Origin of the sequence: Streptomyces sp. NPDC058671 (assembly GCF_042716475.1) — a bacterium.
Lineage (GTDB): Bacteria > Actinomycetota > Actinomycetes > Streptomycetales > Streptomycetaceae > Streptomyces.
This window is the reverse complement of sequence record NZ_JBHXSA010000018.1, coordinates 1-16,238: the sequence shown is the minus strand read 5'-3', so window position 1 is coordinate 16,238 and position 16,238 is coordinate 1. Positions and strand designations below refer to the sequence as shown.

The window sequence follows — 16,238 nt, the reverse complement described above, 5'->3', positions numbered from 1 at the left end:
TCCCGGCCCCGCACAACGCAAAGGGCGCGGGCCCTCGAAGGACCCGCACCCCACGCGCACTTAAGCGCACGAACCACCTACGTCGTCCGACGCCTCCGCGCCCCCGGCCGCCGCTCGGAGGGCCGCGTCACCGGATCCCCCGCCTCGAGCGCGGACGCCCGCCGCCGCAGCCCGAAGTCCGCCAACGCCTCCGCCAGCTTGTGCACGGACGGCTCGGGCGACAGGACGTCGACCCGCAGCCCGTGCTCCTCGGCCGTCTTGGCCGTGGCGGGCCCGATGCAGGCGATCACGGTCACGTTGTGCGGCTTCCCGGCGATACCGACCAGGTTCCGCACGGTCGACGACGACGTGAACAGCACCGCGTCGAAGCCGCCGCCCTTGATCGCCTCACGCGTGTCCGCCGGCGGCGGCGAGGCCCGTACGGTCCGGTACGCGGTGACGTCGTCGACCTCCCACCCGAGCTCGATGAGACCGGCGACCAGCGTCTCGGTCGCGATGTCGGCCCGCGGCAGGAACACCCGGTCGATCGGATCGAAGACGGGGTCGTACGGCGGCCAGTCCTCGAGGAGCCCGGCGGCGCTCTGCTCACCGCTCGGCACCAGATCGGGCTTCACGCCGAAGTCGACCAGCGCCGCGGCCGTCTGCTCGCCCACCGCCGCGACCTTGATCCCGGCGAAGGCACGCGCGTCGAGCCCGTACTCCTCGAACTTCTCCCGTACGGCCTTCACCGCGTTGACCGACGTGAAGGCGATCCACTCGTACCGTCCGGTGACGAGCCCCTTGACCGCCCGCTCCATCTGCTGCGGGGTGCGCGGCGGCTCGACGGCGATGGTCGGTACCTCGTGGGGCACCGCGCCGTACGAACGCAGCTGGTCGGAGAGCGACGCGGCCTGCTCCTTGGTGCGCGGCACGAGCACCCGCCATCCGAAGAGCGGCTTCGACTCGAACCACGACAGCTGGTCCCGCTGCGCCGGGGCGCTGCGCTCGCCGACCACGGCTATGACCGGCCGGTGGCCCTCGGGCGAGGGGAGGATCTTGCCCTGCTTGAAGACCTGGGCGATGGTGCCGAGCGTGGCGTTCCAGGTCCGCTGCCGGGTGGTGGTGCCCGCGATGGTGACGGTGAGCGGGGTGTCCGGCTTACGGCCCGCCGCCACCAGTTCACCGGCGGCCGCGGCCACCGAGTCGAGCGAGGTGGAGACGACGACGGTGCCGTCGGAGGCACCGACCTCGGTCCAGCACCGCTCGTCGGCGGTGCGCGCGTCGACGAAGCGCACGTCGGTGCCCTGGGCGTCACGGAGCGGCACACCGGCGTACGCGGGTACGCCGACGGCCGTGGCGACGCCGGGCACGACCTCGAAGGGGATGCCCTCGGTGGCGCAGGCGAGCATCTCGGCTCCGGCGTTCCCGTCGAGGCCGGGGTCGCCGGTCACCGCACGGACGACCCGCCTGCCGCCCCTCGCGGCCTCCATGACAAGATTGGCGGCGTCCCTCAACACGGGGACACCGGCGGTTGTTGACGCCTCGTCAACAATCGTCAGCTCCGGCGTGCTCACCCCCGCGCGCGCGTGGCCGCGAACGACCTCGAGCACCTCCGGCTCGGCGATCAGGACATCCGCTCCGGCGAGGGCCTCCACGGCCCTGAGGGTCAGGAGTCCGGGGTCACCGGGGCCTGCGCCGAGGAATGTGACGTGTCCATGGCCCGCGAAGGCCGGGGACAGCGGGCTGGTGGTCGGGCGGGTGGGGTTCAAAGTGCTCGCTCCCCCATAAGACCGGCCGCACCCTTGGCGAGCATCTCGTCCGCGAGTTCGCGTCCGAGCGCCATGGCCTCGTCGTGCGAGGTGGGTACGGGTCCGGTGGTGGACAGCTGCACCAGCGTCGAGCCGTCGGTGGTGCCGACGACGCCGCGCAGGCGCATCTCGGTGACAACCTGCCCGTGACCGGGGTCGTCGGCCAGCAGGTCGGCCAGCGCACCCACGGGTGCGGAGCAGCCGGCCTCCAGGGCGGCGAGCAGGGATCGTTCGGCGGTCACGGCGGCCCGCGTGAGCGGGTCGTCGAGCGCGCCGAGCGCGGCGACGAGGTCGGCGTCGGACGCCGGGCACTCGATCGCCAGGGCCCCCTGGCCGGGGGCGGGCAGGACGGAGTCGACCGACAGGTGGTCGAGCGACAGGGAGCCGGTGAGCTCCTCCGTACCGCCGATGCGGTTGAGGCCGGCCGCGGCGAGGACCACCGCGTCCAGTTCCCCGTTGCGCACGTAGCCGATCCGGGTGTCGATGTTCCCCCGGATCGGGACGCAGGTGATCTCCAGGCCGTGACTGCGTGCGTACGCGTGGAGCTGAGCCGTGCGCCGCGGCGAACCGGTGCCGATCCGGGCGCCCTGGGGCAGCCGGTCCAGCGTGAGCCCGTCGCGGGCGATCAGTACGTCGCGCGGGTCCTCGCGCTTCGGGATCGCGGCCAGCACCAGGTCGGGGTGCTGGGTGGTCGGCAGGTCCTTCAGGGAGTGGACGGCGAAGTCCACCTCGTCGGCGAGCAGTGCGTCGCGCAGGGCGGCGACGAAGACGCCGGTGCCGCCGATCTGCGCGAGGTGCTCCCGGGAGGTGTCCCCGTACGTCGTGATCTCCACGAGCTCGACGGGCCGGCCGGTCAGCCGCCGGACGGCGTCGGCAACGTGCCCGGACTGGGCCATGGCGAGCTTGCTGCGCCTGGTCCCGAGCCTCAGTGCCCTCTCGGTCATACTCGCCCTCGGTTCTTGACGTCGGCGTCATTCAGGTCGGCCCGGCTGACAGCAGCCACCGTCTCCGGGTCGAGGTCGAAGAGTGTCCGCAGCGCGTCCGCGTACCCGGCGCCGCCGGGCTCGCTGGCCAGCTGCTTGACCCGCACGGTCGGCGCGTGCAGGAGCTTGTCGACGACGCGGCGCACGGTCTGGGTGATCTCGGCGCGCTGCTTGTCGTCGAGGCCGGGCAGCCGGCCCTCGAGCCGGGCGACCTCGTTGGCCACCACGTCGGCGGCCATGGTGCGCAGGGCGACGACGGTGGGGGTGATGTGGGCGGCGCGCTGGGCGGCGCCGAAGGCGGCGACCTCGTCGGAGACGATGCCGCGCACCAGGTCGACGTCGGCGGCCATGGGGGCGTCGGCGGAGGCCTCTGCGAGCGACTCGATGTCGACGAGGCGGACGCCGGGGACGCGGTGCGCGGCGGCGTCGATGTCGCGGGGCATGGCGAGGTCGAGCAGGGCGAGCGGGGTGCGCCGGCCCTGTACGGCGGTCTCGACCCCGTCGCCGGTGAGGACGAGTCCGGTGGCGCCGGTGCAGGAGACGACGACGTCGGCACGTGTCAGTTCGTCGCCGACGGCAACCATCTCGACCGCGTGTGCGGCCACTCCGGTGCCACCGGGCTCGCTCAGGATCTGCGCGAGCCGCTCGGCGCGGGTCAGGGTGCGGTTGGCGATGACGATCTCGGAGACGCCGGCACGCGCGAGCGTGGCGGCGGCGAGCGAGGACATCGATCCCGCGCCGATGACGAGTGCCTTCTTACCCTTGGCCCAGGTGTCGACGTCGGCTCCGTCGGCGATCTGCTCGAGCCCGAACGTGACGAGCGACTGCCCGGCCCGGTCGATCCCGGTCTCGCTGTGGGCGCGCTTGCCGACCCGCAGGGCCTGCTGGAACAGATCGTTGAGGAGGCGGCCCGCGGTGTGGAGTTCCTGGCCGAGGGCGAGGGCGTCCTTGATCTGGCCGAGGATCTGGCCCTCGCCGACGACCATGGAGTCGAGTCCGCACGCCACCGAGAAGAGGTGGTGGACGGCCCGGTCCTCGTAGTGCACGTAGAGATAAGGAGTGAGCTCGTCCAGGCCGACCCCGCTGTGCTGCGCGAGGAGGGTGGACAGCTCGGCGACGCCCGCGTGGAACTTGTCCACGTCGGCGTAGAGCTCGATGCGGTTGCAGGTGGCGAGGACGGTGCCCTCGGTGGCCGGTTCGGCGGCGAGGGTGTCCTGGAGGAGCTTGGCCTGGGTGTCCGCCGACAGCGCGGCCCGCTCCAGGATGGAGACCGGGGCGCTGCGGTGGCTGAGGCCGACCACGAGGAGGCTCATGCCGGCATCACGGCGGGGACGTCCCCGTCGGGTCCCTTGCGGCCGGCGCCCGTGGCACCACGGGGGGCCGGCGGTACGGCGGCCACGGCGGCCTCCGCGTCGGCGCCCGTGTCCGTGCCGGACTCGGCGTTCGACTCCTCGCCGGCCTTGCGCTGCTCGTGGAAGGCGAGGATCTGCAGCTCGATGGAGAGGTCGACCTTGCGGACGTCCACGCCGTCGGGCACGGAGAGCACGGTGGGGGCGAAGTTCAGGATGGAGGTGACTCCGGCGGCCACGAGCCGGTCGCAGACCTGCTGGGCGACGCCGGCCGGGGTCGCGATGACGCCGATGGAGACGCCGTCCTCGTCGATGATCTTCTCGAGGTCGTCGCTGTGCTGGACGGGGATCCCGGCGACCGGCCTGCCGGTCATGGCGGGGTCGGCGTCGATCAGCGCGGCGACGCGGAAGCCACGGGACGCGAACCCGCCGTAGCCGGCGAGGGCGGCACCGAGGTTGCCGATGCCGACGATGACGACCGGCCAGTCCTGGGTGAGCCCCAGCTCACGGGAGATCTGGTAGACGAGGTACTCGACGTCGTAGCCGACCCCGCGGGTGCCGTAGGAGCCGAGGTAGCTGAAGTCCTTGCGGAGCTTCGCGGAATTGACCCCCGCCGCGGCCGCGAGCTCTTCGGAGGAGACCGTGGGTACGGAGCGCTCCGAGAGCGCCGTGAGGGCGCGCAGATACAGCGGAAGCCGGGCGACGGTGGCCTCGGGAATTCCTCGGCTACGGGTCGCCGGTCGGTGAGTTCGGCCAGTTGCCACGGTGCTCCTGCGGGATGAGCGGGGCTGCAGGCGGCCATATGTCCCAAGACCGCCCCGTCGAATGCAGGCTATGTCTTTGTGAACGCGTGCACAAAGATGGTGTCCGTTTTGTCCGGCCAAAGTGACCGGGGTCACGCGGCTGGTTCGTATCGTCACGGAACCGCGGAGCGCCTCAGCGCGTTGAGAACCCGAAGGGGGCATAACCGCACACTCTCCTCACGGCACCGCCCCCGAAAGCCAACAAAACGTCCACGATGGTAGCCGCGTTTCGGTCACGCACCCAGTTCGCGACGGAGCCGCCCCGCGTCGACACGCCAGAACGTGTGCTGCTCGCCGTCGACCAGGACCACGGGAATCTGCTCCCAGTACGCCCGGTGGAGCTCCTCGTCCCGCGTGATGTCCTTCTCCTCCCAGCGCGCCCCCGTCTCCGCGCACACGGCCTCGATCACCGCGCGCGCGTCGTCGCACAGATGGCACCCCGGCTTGCCGATCAGCGTCACGGTGCGCGCCCCGGCTTCCTTCTTCTTCGTCCGTCCGAACATGCGCCCATTCTGTCCCGATCAACAGGAGAGCCCCGCAGTGTTCACGCCGCGGCACCGTCACGTCTCGGGAAGTCCCGAACAGACTGGCTATGCTCACCGCATGGCCGCTCTGGGATGGCTCACCCCCCGTAGGCGCTCCGCCACCGCGCGCAGCGTCCTCGCAGGCGAGGCCGCTGCCGAGGCAGCACGGAAGTCCTCGCTCCAGCTGGAACGGGAGCGGGAGGCGGCCGCGGCGGCCGCGCCGCCCCAGGCGCCGATCGAGCCCGTGTTCCCGGTCGTCGGCGACGTACGGGCGGCCGCGTTCTTCGACCTCGACAACACCGTGATGCAGGGCGCCGCGATCTTCCACTTCGGCCGCGGCCTCTACAAGCGGAAGTTCTTCCAGCGCCGCGAGCTCGCCCGCTTCGCCTGGCAGCAGGCCTGGTTCCGGCTCGTCGGCGTCGAGGATCCCGAGCACATGCAGGACGCCCGCGAGAGCGCCCTGTCCATCGTCAAGGGCCACCGGGTCTCCGAGCTGATGTCGATGGGCGAGGAGATCTACGACGAGTACATGGCCGACCGCATCTGGCCGGGCACCCGCGGCCTGGCCCAGGCGCACCTTGACGCCGGCCAGAAGGTCTGGCTGGTCACCGCCGCCCCGGTGGAGACGGCCACGATCATCGCCCGGCGCCTCGGCCTGACCGGCGCGCTCGGCACGGTCGCCGAGTCCGTCGACGGCGTCTACACCGGCAAGCTGGTCGGTGAGCCGCTGCACGGACCCGCCAAGGCCGAGGCGGTACGGGCGCTCGCCGCCGCCGAGGGACTCGACCTGGGCCGCTGCGCCGCCTACAGCGACTCGCACAACGACATCCCGATGCTCTCGCTGGTCGGGCACCCGTACGCGATCAACCCGGACGCCAAGCTCCGCAGGCACGCCAAGGCCAGGGACTGGCGACTGCGCGACTACCGGACCGGACGCAAGGCCGCCAAGGTCGGGATCCCCGCCGCGGCGGGCCTCGGCGCCCTGGCCGGAGGCACGGCCGCCGCGGTCGCGCTGCACCGCCGCCGTCACTGACACGGCTCGCCCCTGCCGATACGTTTCGGCTGTGATCATCTGCGACAACCCCGGACCAGGCACCCTCACCCGTCCGTGGTCGAACACCACCGCACAGGTCGACTCCCCGGCAATCCGGCCCCCTTACCCCGCAGCGGGCCCAATGACTCACGCGCCCCGCACTTGAGCACAACGCAACGCGGACGCAGTCACACCCGAAAGCAAACCGATCAAGAATCGATCACTAATAGCGAGCAGTTTCGACTACAACCAGTAACAGAACCGTCGTAACCGGTGATTTGAGCAACTGGGTGTAGCGCTGCCTGTACGAAGCGTTATTCTCCTCAGACGCACAAAGGACCCCTCACGTCGCCACGACGAGTGAACGGTCCCGCACTGCACGTGATGGAAGCTCTGCCTCTGGGAGTCCCGTGTACCCACACGTCGGGGTTGACACCTCGGGCCTGGCTACGCTGCGCGCAACGGTCCTCGACCTCTTGCGCGGCTTCGTCCCCACCGCGTACGCCGGCCCTGTCCCCGCATTCGCCTTCGCCGCCCCGGCACCCGCCGGCCCTTGCTATGCCCTGGCCGACGGCAGCGCCGCCGTGGGCAGACGAGGTGCCCGCTCGGGAAGCTCGACCCCCGTCCGCCGCCCCACCGCCGACAGCGACAGCGCCCGCATGATGGACCTGGTCGAGCGCGCCCAGGCGGGCGAGGCCGAAGCCTTCGGCCGCCTGTACGACCAGTACAGCGACACGGTCTACCGCTACATCTACTACCGCGTCGGCGGAAAGGCGACAGCGGAGGACCTCACCAGCGAGACGTTCCTGCGCGCCCTGCGCAGGATCTCCACCTTCACCTGGCAGGGCCGCGACTTCGGCGCCTGGCTCGTCACTATCGCCAGGAACCTGGTCGCCGACCACTTCAAGTCCAGCCGCTTCCGCCTGGAAGTCACCACCGGCGAGATGCTCGACGCCAACGAGGTCGAGCGCAGCCCCGAGGACTCCGTCCTGGAGTCCCTCTCCAACGCCGCACTCCTCGACGCGGTCCGCCGCCTCAACCCCCAGCAGCAGGAGTGCGTGACCCTGCGCTTCCTCCAGGGCCTGTCGGTCGCCGAGACCGCCCGGGTCATGGGCAAGAACGAGGGTGCCATCAAGACCCTGCAGTACCGGGCCGTCCGCACCCTGGCCCGTCTTCTCCCGGACGACGTCCGCTGAGCGTTCCGCGCCCCCCACACGCGCCCCCACACCCCGGTCCGCGAGCCCCCTCCCACCCCTCCCCCCACGTCCCCACGACCCCCGCCCAACTCACAGTCGGTGACGCCCCGATGACGCACTGGTCCGATCATCTTTCGCGCGTAACCCAAGTGCCACGCCGCTCGTTGTGCGGGATGCAGGCTCCCTGTGGACACTCCATGTCCGCGTCCACTCACTCTTTCGTGTGGATGCGCTCAAGGTGTGCAACCTTCCGGACCCCCCGGGGAGTCGACCGTCATGACGAGAGGAGGTGCCGCCAGTGATCGCGAACGTATCGGCCCACCGGCGGGCGAACGCCTTCGCCCAGACCCTGGAGGACCGGGCGTCCGAGGGCGCGGCGGCCGAGCAGTCCGATGCCTCGGCCGAACCGGCCGAGCAGGGACGGCTGTTGGCCTTGGCGAACGGTCTCGGCGAGTTGCCGAAGCCACAGTTGGACCCCCAGGTCAAGGTGGTGCAGCGAGCCCAGCTCGTCGCCGCCATGGAAGCGATGCTCATGGAGGGGAGCGCGGCCGCGGCACCCACGGTGCCGGAGCAGCGCACCGCAAGCGGCAAGGGAGCCCACCGGGCGTCCCCGCTGCGCAAGCTGCGGCCCCGTTCCCGCTGGACCAAGGGCCTCGCCGCCGGCGGCCTCACCGTCGGTGTGGCGGCGGGCGCCTTCGGCGGAGTGGCCGCGGCCAGCTCCGACGCGCTTCCCGGTGACTCGCTCTACGGGCTCAAGCGAGGCATGGAGGACATCAAGCTGGGAATGGCGGACGACGACGCGGATCGCGGCGGCATCTACCTCGACCAGGCGTCCACGCGCCTGAGCGAGGCCCGCAGACTCATGGAGCGTGGCCGCTCCGGCGACCTCGACCACGAGTCGCTCAGCGAGATCCGCCGCGTCCTGGGCGGGATGAAGCACGACGCGAGCGAGGGGCACCGCCTGCTCCGCCAGGCGTACGAGCGGGACGGCAGGATCGCCCCGATGGCCCGGCTCAACTCCTTCGCCCAGGCCCACCGGGGCACCTGGAACGGCCTGCGCGACCGGCTCCCCGTGCAACTGGCGGACGTCGGCAGCGAGGTGACCCACGTCTTCGACGCCATGGACGAGGAGGTCGAGCCGCTCCAGTCGGTGCTCCCCCGCACCCCGGAGAAGAGCGGGATCGGCTCGGAGAGCCCCAGCGGCACTCCCAGCACCCCGCAGGCCCCCCAGGAGACGGACTCCCAGCGTCCGTCCTCCCCCGACCAGGCCCCTCCCTCGGGCAGCCACTCGGCACCACCCCGCCCGACCGGCCCCAGCACGGGCACCAGCCCGAGCTCGGACGGCGTCACCGGTTCACCGGAGGACGACGGCCTCCTCGGCGGCAGCACCGGCGGTCTGCTCAAGCCCTCCCCGACCGGCACGCCGACGCCCCCCACGGGCGACCAGGCCCCGCCGGACATGCCGGACGTGACCATCCCACCCATCCTGCCGGGCCTGCTCCCAGGCCTCGGCATCGACAGCGAGGACGCTCGCTGACACGCAGGAAGGGGCGCCCCCCGTCCGTGGGGGCGCCCCTTCCTGCGTGCCCGGACGACCACTCGCCTCAGAAGAACACCGACCGCCGCTCCACCAGCAACTTGTACAGCGTGTGCTGGATCTGCTCCCGTACCTGATCCGTCAGGTTGAACATCAGCATCGGGTCCTCCGCCGCCTCCGGCGCGTAGGAATCCGTCGGGATCGGCTCGCCGAACTGGATCGTCCACTTCGTCGGCAGAGGCAGCGCCCCCAGCGGACCCAGCCACGGGAAGGTCGGGGTGAGCGGGAAGTACGGGACTCCGAGCACCCGCGCCAGCGTCTTCGCGTTCCCGATCATCGGGTATATCTCCTCCGCCCCGACGATCGAGCACGGCACGATCGGCACCCCGGCACGCAGCGCCGTCGAGACGAATCCGCCCCGCCCGAACCGCTGGAGCTTGTACCGCTCCCCGAACGGCTTCCCGATGCCCTTGAAGCCCTCGGGCATCACCCCGACGATCTCGCCGGCGCGCAGCAGCCGTTCCGCGTCCTCCGCACAGGCCAGGGTGTGCCCCGCCTTACGGGCCAGCTCGTTGACGACCGGCAGCACGAAGACCAGGTCGGCCGCGAGCAGCCGCAGGTGCCGCCCGGCCGGATGGTGGTCGTGGACGGCGACCTGCATCATCAGCCCGTCCAGCGGCAGGGTCCCCGAGTGGTTGGCGACGATCAGGGCCCCGCCGTCGGCCGGGATGTTCTCGACGCCCTTCACCTCCACCCGGAAGTACTTCTCGTACAGCGGGCGCAGCAGCGACATCAGGACCTGGCCGGTGAGTTCCTCGTCGTAGCCGAACTCGTCGACCTCGTAGTCGCCGGTGATCCGCCGCCGAAGGAACGCGAGCCCGCCCGCGAGCCGGCGCTCCCAGCCACTCGTCCCGGCAGGCCCCTCGGCCCCACCGACGGAGCTCACGCCGGCACCGTCCTCAGGACCACCGTCACCGGGCAACACACCCTCCCGGGCCTCCCCGGGCTCCTCAGGGCCCTTCTGAGGCCCCGGCAGGGCCCGTACGGCCGCCGCCTCGCCGTCGGGGCGGCCGGGCCGTCGCCGGGCCCGCGACCGGTCGTCGTCGAACGGAATGACCTTGGCGTCCGCCATCGCTGTCCGGCCTCCTCAGGCGCCGTCGTGAACGGGGGGAACAGATGAGACAGGTACGGCAGGCACGGCGGGTGGGGCCAGGCGCCCGGCCAGCCGGTCCACCGCCCCCGCGAGCCTCGCAGGCGGCAACAGTCCCGGCCCCCGGCCGCGCGCGAAGTCGGCGAAGGTCTCCGCCGTGGAGTAGCGCGGCGAGAATCCGAGCACCTCACGCGTCTGGACGGTCGAGACGACCCGGCCGTGGGTGAGCAGCCGGATCTGCTCGGGCGCGAAGTCGGTGATCCCGACCGTACGCAGCGCCGTCCCCACCCAGGTGACCGCGGGCAGCAGCACCGGCACCGTGGGCCGCCCGAGGCGCCGCGCGCACTGGGACAGCAACAGCACCCCGTCCCCGGCCACGTTGAAGGTGCCGCTGTTCTGCGTGGCCCTGCGAGGCTCGTGCGCCCCCAGGCGCAGCACGTCGATCACGTCGTCCTCGTGGACGAACTGCAGCCTCGGGTCGTAGCCGAGGACGGTCGGCAGGATCGGCAGCGCCAGGTACTCGGACAGTGGGGAGTCGATCCGGGGCCCGAGGATGTTCGCGAACCGCAGCACGCACACGGCCACGTCCGGGCGGCGCCGGGCGAAGCCCCGTACGTACCCCTCGACCTCGACCGCGTCCTTGGCGAAGCCCCCGCTGGGCAGCGCCTTCGCGGCCGTCGTCTCGGTGAAGACGGCCGGGTCGCGGGGCGCGGAGCCGTAGACGCTGGTGCTGGACTTGACCACGAGCCGGCTGATCCGCGGCGACTTCTGGCAGGCGCCGAGCAGCTGCATGGTGCCGATGACGTTGGTCTCCTTGACCGACGTACGGCCCCCACCGCCGAGCGCCGTGCCGGTGACGTCCAGATGGACCACCGTGTCGACGTCGTGCTCGGCCAGAATCTTGGCGATCTCCGGCCTGCGGATGTCGGTCCGTACGAACTCGGCGGCGCCGAGCCGGTGCGCGGGGTCGACCGCGTCCACCGCGATCACCCGCTCCACCTCCGGGTCCCGCTGGATCCGCCGCACGAAGCGGCCCCCGAGGTGCCGGGCGGCACCGGTGACGAGCACGACCTTGCCCAAGATCAGCGCCTTCCGTCGGTCTTCCGTTGGTCGCCACCGTAGCGCCTCGGGATTTCCGCGCACATAAGACGTGGCCCTCCACCGCGAACGGTGAAGGGCCACGCCTGACGCACGAAACGCTGCGATGCAGCTGTCGCCTACTTCTTGTTGCGACGCTGAACGCGCGTGCGCTTCAGCAGCTTGCGGTGCTTCTTCTTGGCCATCCGCTTACGCCGCTTCTTGATAACAGAGCCCACGACTACCCTCGCTCACTTCTCGGAACATTCCCGCCTCCCGGCGGGAATCGGTGCGGGGCGTCTGGGCCCACACGACCTACGTCGGCCTAGCCTACCGCCCCGAGCACCGCGCTTGTAATCCGAGGGACATACGGAGCTTTCCCGGCGTTGACGCCGCGCTCGCGCTACGCGGTCCCCACCCCCACGAAGGACTCTCGCAGGTACTCGTGAACCGCCTGTTCCGGCACCCGGAAGGACCTGCCCACCCGGATCGCCGGCAGATGACCGCTGTGCACCAAGCGGTACACGGTCATCTTGGACACGCGCATCACCGAGGCGACTTCCGCCACGGTCAGAAACTTGACCTCGTTGAGAGGTCGTTCGCCAGCAGCCATGACCCACCTGTACCTTCCGCCGCGACGCCCACCGGCTTCCCCTCCGATGACTCTCCGTCGCCGAGCGCTCACGCTCCAGCCTAGGGGCGGGTGGTACGAGTGGGGAAGAGGAGCTACCACCGGCCGTTTACCGTGACAGACACGCTCGATTGAGTACATAGCGAGTAAGGGGGCGGTAGAAGACGGAGCGCACGCCGTCATCCAGCGGAACGACCACCGACACCTGCCCCTCCGCCTCGCCCACGAACAGCGCCGGATCATCCGTATCGGCGAGTCCGATGGCCTCGATACCCAGCTGACCTGCCCCGCAGACCCATCCGTGGTCCCCCACGACGAGCTCCGGAAGCGGCCCGCCGCACTCGGCCGCGCTCTCCAGAACCGCCCTGACCGGCAGCGGGGAGTGGGAGTGCGCCCCCGGCTCGCGCCCACCCCCGGACGGCCCCGGCTCCCGCACCAGGGCCACCCCCCGTACGTAGTCGATGAGGTACGTACGTACGCCGAACCGCGTCGTTATGTCGACACATCGCCCCTGCGCCGGTGTGAGGACAAGACATCCCGCCGCCGACAAAGCGTCTGCGAGAGCGACGTAGAAACCGAGCAGCCGATGCGGATGCCCCGTCCCGATGAGCACCGGAACCCGCCGCGCGGCCGCCGCGCCCAACCGCGCCGCGAAGGCGTCGAGCCCCCTCACCGTACGCTCGGGATCGATCACGTCGGGCCCCGTCCGATGCGCCGGATCCCCCGACACCCCGCACTTGTCGGCCATCAGCCGCAACAGCTCGGCCTCGCCCCACCCCCACGCCGGGTCGAGCCCCAGCAGCACCCGCGGATCGCGCGCGGCGAAGAGCCGGTAGCTCCGCAGGCTCTCCTCCCGCGACGTCGCCACCGTTCCCGCCAACCCCGCCGCCAACAGATGCGCCCGCAGCGCCCCGGTACTCAACATCCACCCGATGCTGCCGGAACACCCCCACGCCGGAGCCCGAACCCCCCGGACACCCCACCGTCGGCGTAACGCCCACCAGAACGTTCTAGGCGAGCAACCCCCGCAACGGAAAAGCGGCCTTACGGGTGGCGAGCACCGCCTGGTCGAGCCGGTCCGCCGGGTCGTACCCCTCGGCCCAGTCCCGGAAGCCCACCGGCCACCGCCCGTCCGTCATCCGCGCCGGCCCCGACTGCCGGGTCCGCGCGTACACCTCGTCCCGCCACGACGACGAGATCACCGACTCCGGATCCACCGGAGCGTGCGCCGCGATCCCCACCAGATGCGTCCACGACCGCGGTACGACGTCCACCACCGCGTACCCGCCACCGCCCAGGGCCACCCAGCGCCCGTCCGCGTACGCGTGCGCCAGCTCGTGACAGGCCTCCTGCACGGCCCGCTGCGCGTCCAGCGACACCGCCAGGTGCGCGAGCGGATCCTCGAAGTGCGTGTCCGCGCCGTGCTGCGTGACGAGCACCTGCGGCCGGAAGTCCGCGATCAGCTCCGGCACGACGGCGTGGAATGCCCGCAGCCACCCCGCGTCACCCGTCCCCGCCGGCAGCGCCACGTTCACCGCCCCGCCCTCACCGGCACCCGCCGCGCCCGTCTCCTCCGGCCACCCCGTCTGCGGGAACAGCGTCCGAGGATGCTCGTGCAGCGACACGGTCAGCACCCTGGGGTCCTCCCAGAACGCCGCCTGCACCCCGTCCCCGTGATGCACGTCCACATCCACGTACGCGACCCGCTCCGCGCCCAGCTCGAGCAGCCTGGCGATCGCCAGCGAGGCGTCGTTGTAGATGCAGAAACCCGAGGCGGACCCCGGCATCGCGTGGTGCAGCCCGCCCGCGAAGTTCACCGCGTGCGCGGCCTCCCCGCGCCACACCGCCTCCGCCGCCCCCACCGACTGCCCCGCGATCAGCGCCGAGGCCTCGTGCATCCCGGAGAACGCCGGATCGTCGACCGTACCGAGCCCGTACGCCTGGTCGGCGCCCCGCGGATCCACCGACGCGGCCCGCACCGCCGCCACGTAGTCCTCGCGGTGCACGAGCCGCAGCGTCGAGTCCCCGGCCGGCTTGGCCGCCACGACGTCCACCGCCCGGTCGAGCCCGTACGCCCGCACCAGCGACATCGTCAGCGCGAGCCGTACCGGATCCATCGGATGCTCGGACCCGAAGTCGTACTGCGTGACAGCTTCATCCCACATCAACAGTGCGCGGCCGCTCATGCCCGCCACCGTATCGGGCCGCCCGCGAGCCGAACGACGTGGCGTAGGCCACCGTCACCAGGACCAGCACCATCGGCACCAGCATGGCCCCCCGGTAGCTCCACGCGTCCCCGAGCGCCCCCACCAAGGGCGACCCGATGAGGAAACCGACGTAGTTGAAGACGTTGAGCCGTGCCACCGCCGCGTCGCTCCCCCCGGGACCGTCACTCGCGAAGGCCAGCCGGCCGGCCGCCGCGAAGGTCTGCGGCACGATCACGCTCAACCCGAGACCGAGCACCGTGAACCCGGCGATCCCCACCCAGGCCCCCGGCGCCACCGCGACCACCGCGAACCCCACCGCGGCGAGCACGGCCCCGCCCCGCACGACCGCCGCCGCACCCAGCCGCCGCACCCCGAAGTCCCCCACGGCCCGCCCGAGAAGCGTCGTCACCATGTACGCGTTGTACGGCACCGTCGCCATCTCCTCCGAACTGCCCAACACGTCCTGGAGGTACTTGGCACTCCAGTTGGAGACGGTCGAGTCCCCGATGTACGCGAAGGTCATGACGAGGCAGAGCGGCAGCAGCAACGCGAAGGCGACCCCGCTCCCCGCGCTCTCCCCCACTTCCTCCCCCGCCCCGTCCCCACCGGCCGCGTACCACCGGCTGCCGACGAGTGCGACGGGCAACAGCACCAGGACCACCGGCAGATACGACACGAACAGCGACAGGTCCCCGCGCGCCCCCACCCACGCCAGCGAGGCACCCACGATCCCCCCGAGGCTGTACGAGGCGTGGAACCCGAGCATGATGCTCCGCCCGTACGCCCGCTGGAGGCTGACCCCCAGCATGTTCATGGAGGCGTCCAGGGCGCCGACCGCGAGCCCGAAGAGCCCCAGGGCGACCGCCGCCTGCCACAACTCGCTCCCCACCCCCACGGCGAGCAACGACAGGAGGACGAGCGGCTGGGACCACCGCAGCACCACCGCAGGCCCCACCGTGGCGACGACCCTCCCGGTCGCCACACTCGCCACCCCGGCCAGGATCGGCACGGCGGCCAGGAACGCCGGCAGCAGCCCGTCCGAGATCCCGTACCGCTCCTGGATCGCCGGTATCCGGGTCACGAGCAGGGCGAAGGTGACCCCCTGCACGAAGAAGCTGACCGCCAGGGATCCCCGCCCACGCCGCAACCGCGCATCCGTCATGGCGGCACAGCGTACGGCCGGAACCTACCGCGGGGTAGGTGGATCACAGGCCCAATATCGCCGGCAGCTCCTCCATTCCGCGGAAGAACCCGAGGGCCCCGGCGAGCTTCTCCTCGGGCGTCATCGCTGTGAACCCGTAGACGTCCATCCCGGCCGCAAGGGCCGCCTGCACCCCGAGCCGACTGTCCTCGACCACCACGCACCGCTCGGGGGCCACCCCCATCCGCTCGGCGGCGTACAGGAACAGATCGGGCGCCGGCTTCCCCCGCCCGACATCGTCGGCACTGAACACGATCTCGTCCCGGAACCAGGCGTCGAGTCCCGTCTTCCGATGTCCCACCCGGATCCGCTCATGACTCCCCGAGGAGGCCACACAGTACGGAACCCCACCCTCGGCAAGCAGCCTCAGCACCTCCCGAACCCCGGCCACGGCCTCCAACTCGGCTTGGAAGGCAGCGAACACACGCGCATGGAACGTCGCGTCGAACTCCGCCGGCAATCGCTGTCCACTCCGCTCTTCGACGAGTTCATGAATCCGGTGCATGGCGGATCCCATGTAGTCCCGAACGGATTCCTCGTACGAGGTGGGATGCCCGAGCTCCGTCAGATAGCCGGCCAGCAGGGTGTTGGAAATCGGCTCGCTGTCCACGAGCACACCGTCGTTGTCGAAGATGACCAGGTCGTAGCGCATGCCGCCCAGCTTAGAACGCAAAAATGCCTCAACCCCCGGACAGAGTCCGGGGGTTGAGGCTAAAAATTGTTCGGCGGCGTCCTACTCTCCCACAGGGTCCCCCCTGCA

Annotated in this window: 16 protein-coding genes; 3 read left to right on the top strand and 13 right to left on the bottom strand. The window is 71.3% G+C overall.

Annotated elements, in window-relative coordinates:
- Positions 1 to 77 precede the first annotated feature (77 nt).
- From ACFWV2_RS22200 to ACFWV2_RS22180, 5 genes are all read right to left on the bottom strand, one after another.
- On the bottom strand, positions 78 to 1,748 hold the full coding sequence (locus tag ACFWV2_RS22200; protein WP_384406879.1) for a uroporphyrinogen-III synthase: 1,671 nt from the start codon (positions 1,746 to 1,748) through the stop codon (positions 78 to 80).
- The gene (hemC, locus tag ACFWV2_RS22195) at positions 1,745 to 2,731 is read right to left on the bottom strand and encodes a hydroxymethylbilane synthase (protein WP_384406877.1); all 987 of its coding nucleotides are present in this window, start codon (positions 2,729 to 2,731) and stop codon (positions 1,745 to 1,747) included. The genes ACFWV2_RS22200 and hemC overlap by 4 nt, the downstream gene beginning before the upstream one ends.
- Positions 2,728 to 4,083 carry a glutamyl-tRNA reductase gene (locus ACFWV2_RS22190; protein WP_384406875.1) on the bottom strand — a complete coding sequence of 452 codons (1,356 nt, stop codon included), beginning with the start codon at positions 4,081 to 4,083 and terminating at the stop codon, positions 2,728 to 2,730. Before ACFWV2_RS22190 ends, hemC begins: the two co-directional genes overlap by 4 nt.
- On the bottom strand, positions 4,080 to 4,883 hold the full coding sequence (locus ACFWV2_RS22185) for a redox-sensing transcriptional repressor Rex (RefSeq protein ID WP_384406873.1): 804 nt from the start codon (positions 4,881 to 4,883) through the stop codon (positions 4,080 to 4,082). The genes ACFWV2_RS22190 and ACFWV2_RS22185 overlap by 4 nt, the downstream gene beginning before the upstream one ends.
- A 272-nt stretch (positions 4,884 to 5,155) precedes the next feature.
- Positions 5,156 to 5,425: a glutaredoxin family protein gene (locus ACFWV2_RS22180; RefSeq protein WP_384406871.1), complete on the bottom strand. Its 270-nt coding sequence runs from the start codon at positions 5,423 to 5,425 to the stop codon at positions 5,156 to 5,158.
- A 100-nt stretch (positions 5,426 to 5,525) separates the two neighbouring features.
- Here ACFWV2_RS22180 and ACFWV2_RS22175 point away from each other — a divergent pair, with 100 nt between their 5' ends.
- The 3 genes from ACFWV2_RS22175 to ACFWV2_RS22165 all read left to right on the top strand — a co-directional run bounded on the left by ACFWV2_RS22175 (position 5,526) and on the right by ACFWV2_RS22165 (position 9,212).
- Complete coding sequence (locus tag ACFWV2_RS22175; protein ID WP_384406869.1) at positions 5,526 to 6,479, top strand: HAD family hydrolase; 954 nt, start codon at positions 5,526 to 5,528, stop codon at positions 6,477 to 6,479.
- Between the two features lie 410 nt (positions 6,480 to 6,889).
- Positions 6,890 to 7,675 carry an ECF subfamily RNA polymerase sigma factor, BldN family gene (locus tag ACFWV2_RS22170; protein ID WP_384406867.1) on the top strand — a complete coding sequence of 262 codons (786 nt, stop codon included), beginning with the start codon at positions 6,890 to 6,892 and terminating at the stop codon, positions 7,673 to 7,675.
- Between the two features lie 298 nt (positions 7,676 to 7,973).
- Positions 7,974 to 9,212 (top strand): DUF5667 domain-containing protein, encoded by a 1,239-nt coding sequence (locus ACFWV2_RS22165; protein ID WP_384406865.1) that lies wholly within the window; start codon positions 7,974 to 7,976, stop codon positions 9,210 to 9,212.
- 67 nt (positions 9,213 to 9,279) lie between these two features.
- Here ACFWV2_RS22165 and ACFWV2_RS22160 read toward each other — a convergent pair whose 3' ends face one another.
- The 8 genes from ACFWV2_RS22160 to ACFWV2_RS22125 form a co-directional block, all read right to left on the bottom strand.
- On the bottom strand, positions 9,280 to 10,344 hold the full coding sequence (locus ACFWV2_RS22160; protein ID WP_384406863.1) for a lysophospholipid acyltransferase family protein: 1,065 nt from the start codon (positions 10,342 to 10,344) through the stop codon (positions 9,280 to 9,282).
- A gap of 15 nt (positions 10,345 to 10,359) precedes the next feature.
- The gene (locus tag ACFWV2_RS22155; RefSeq protein WP_384406861.1) at positions 10,360 to 11,442 is read right to left on the bottom strand and encodes an NAD-dependent epimerase/dehydratase family protein; all 1,083 of its coding nucleotides are present in this window, start codon (positions 11,440 to 11,442) and stop codon (positions 10,360 to 10,362) included.
- 137 nt (positions 11,443 to 11,579) lie between these two features.
- A complete protein-coding gene (locus ACFWV2_RS22150; RefSeq protein ID WP_003948845.1) occupies positions 11,580 to 11,678 on the bottom strand; it encodes a 30S ribosomal protein bS22 in 99 nt (32 codons plus the stop codon).
- A gap of 164 nt (positions 11,679 to 11,842) precedes the next feature.
- Positions 11,843 to 12,052 (bottom strand): helix-turn-helix domain-containing protein, encoded by a 210-nt coding sequence (locus ACFWV2_RS22145; RefSeq protein ID WP_015034391.1) that lies wholly within the window; start codon positions 12,050 to 12,052, stop codon positions 11,843 to 11,845.
- A gap of 127 nt (positions 12,053 to 12,179) precedes the next feature.
- On the bottom strand, positions 12,180 to 12,995 hold the full coding sequence (locus tag ACFWV2_RS22140) for a phosphatase (protein ID WP_384406860.1): 816 nt from the start codon (positions 12,993 to 12,995) through the stop codon (positions 12,180 to 12,182).
- A gap of 85 nt (positions 12,996 to 13,080) precedes the next feature.
- Positions 13,081 to 14,256 carry an acetoin utilization protein AcuC gene (locus ACFWV2_RS22135; protein WP_384406858.1) on the bottom strand — a complete coding sequence of 392 codons (1,176 nt, stop codon included), beginning with the start codon at positions 14,254 to 14,256 and terminating at the stop codon, positions 13,081 to 13,083.
- Entirely contained in the window at positions 14,225 to 15,439 is a 1,215-nt protein-coding gene (locus ACFWV2_RS22130) for an MFS transporter (RefSeq protein WP_384406856.1), read from the bottom strand. Before ACFWV2_RS22130 ends, ACFWV2_RS22135 begins: the two co-directional genes overlap by 32 nt.
- A 43-nt stretch (positions 15,440 to 15,482) precedes the next feature.
- Entirely contained in the window at positions 15,483 to 16,130 is a 648-nt protein-coding gene (locus ACFWV2_RS22125) for an HAD family hydrolase (protein WP_384406854.1), read from the bottom strand.
- Between the last annotated feature and the right edge of the window lie 108 nt (positions 16,131 to 16,238).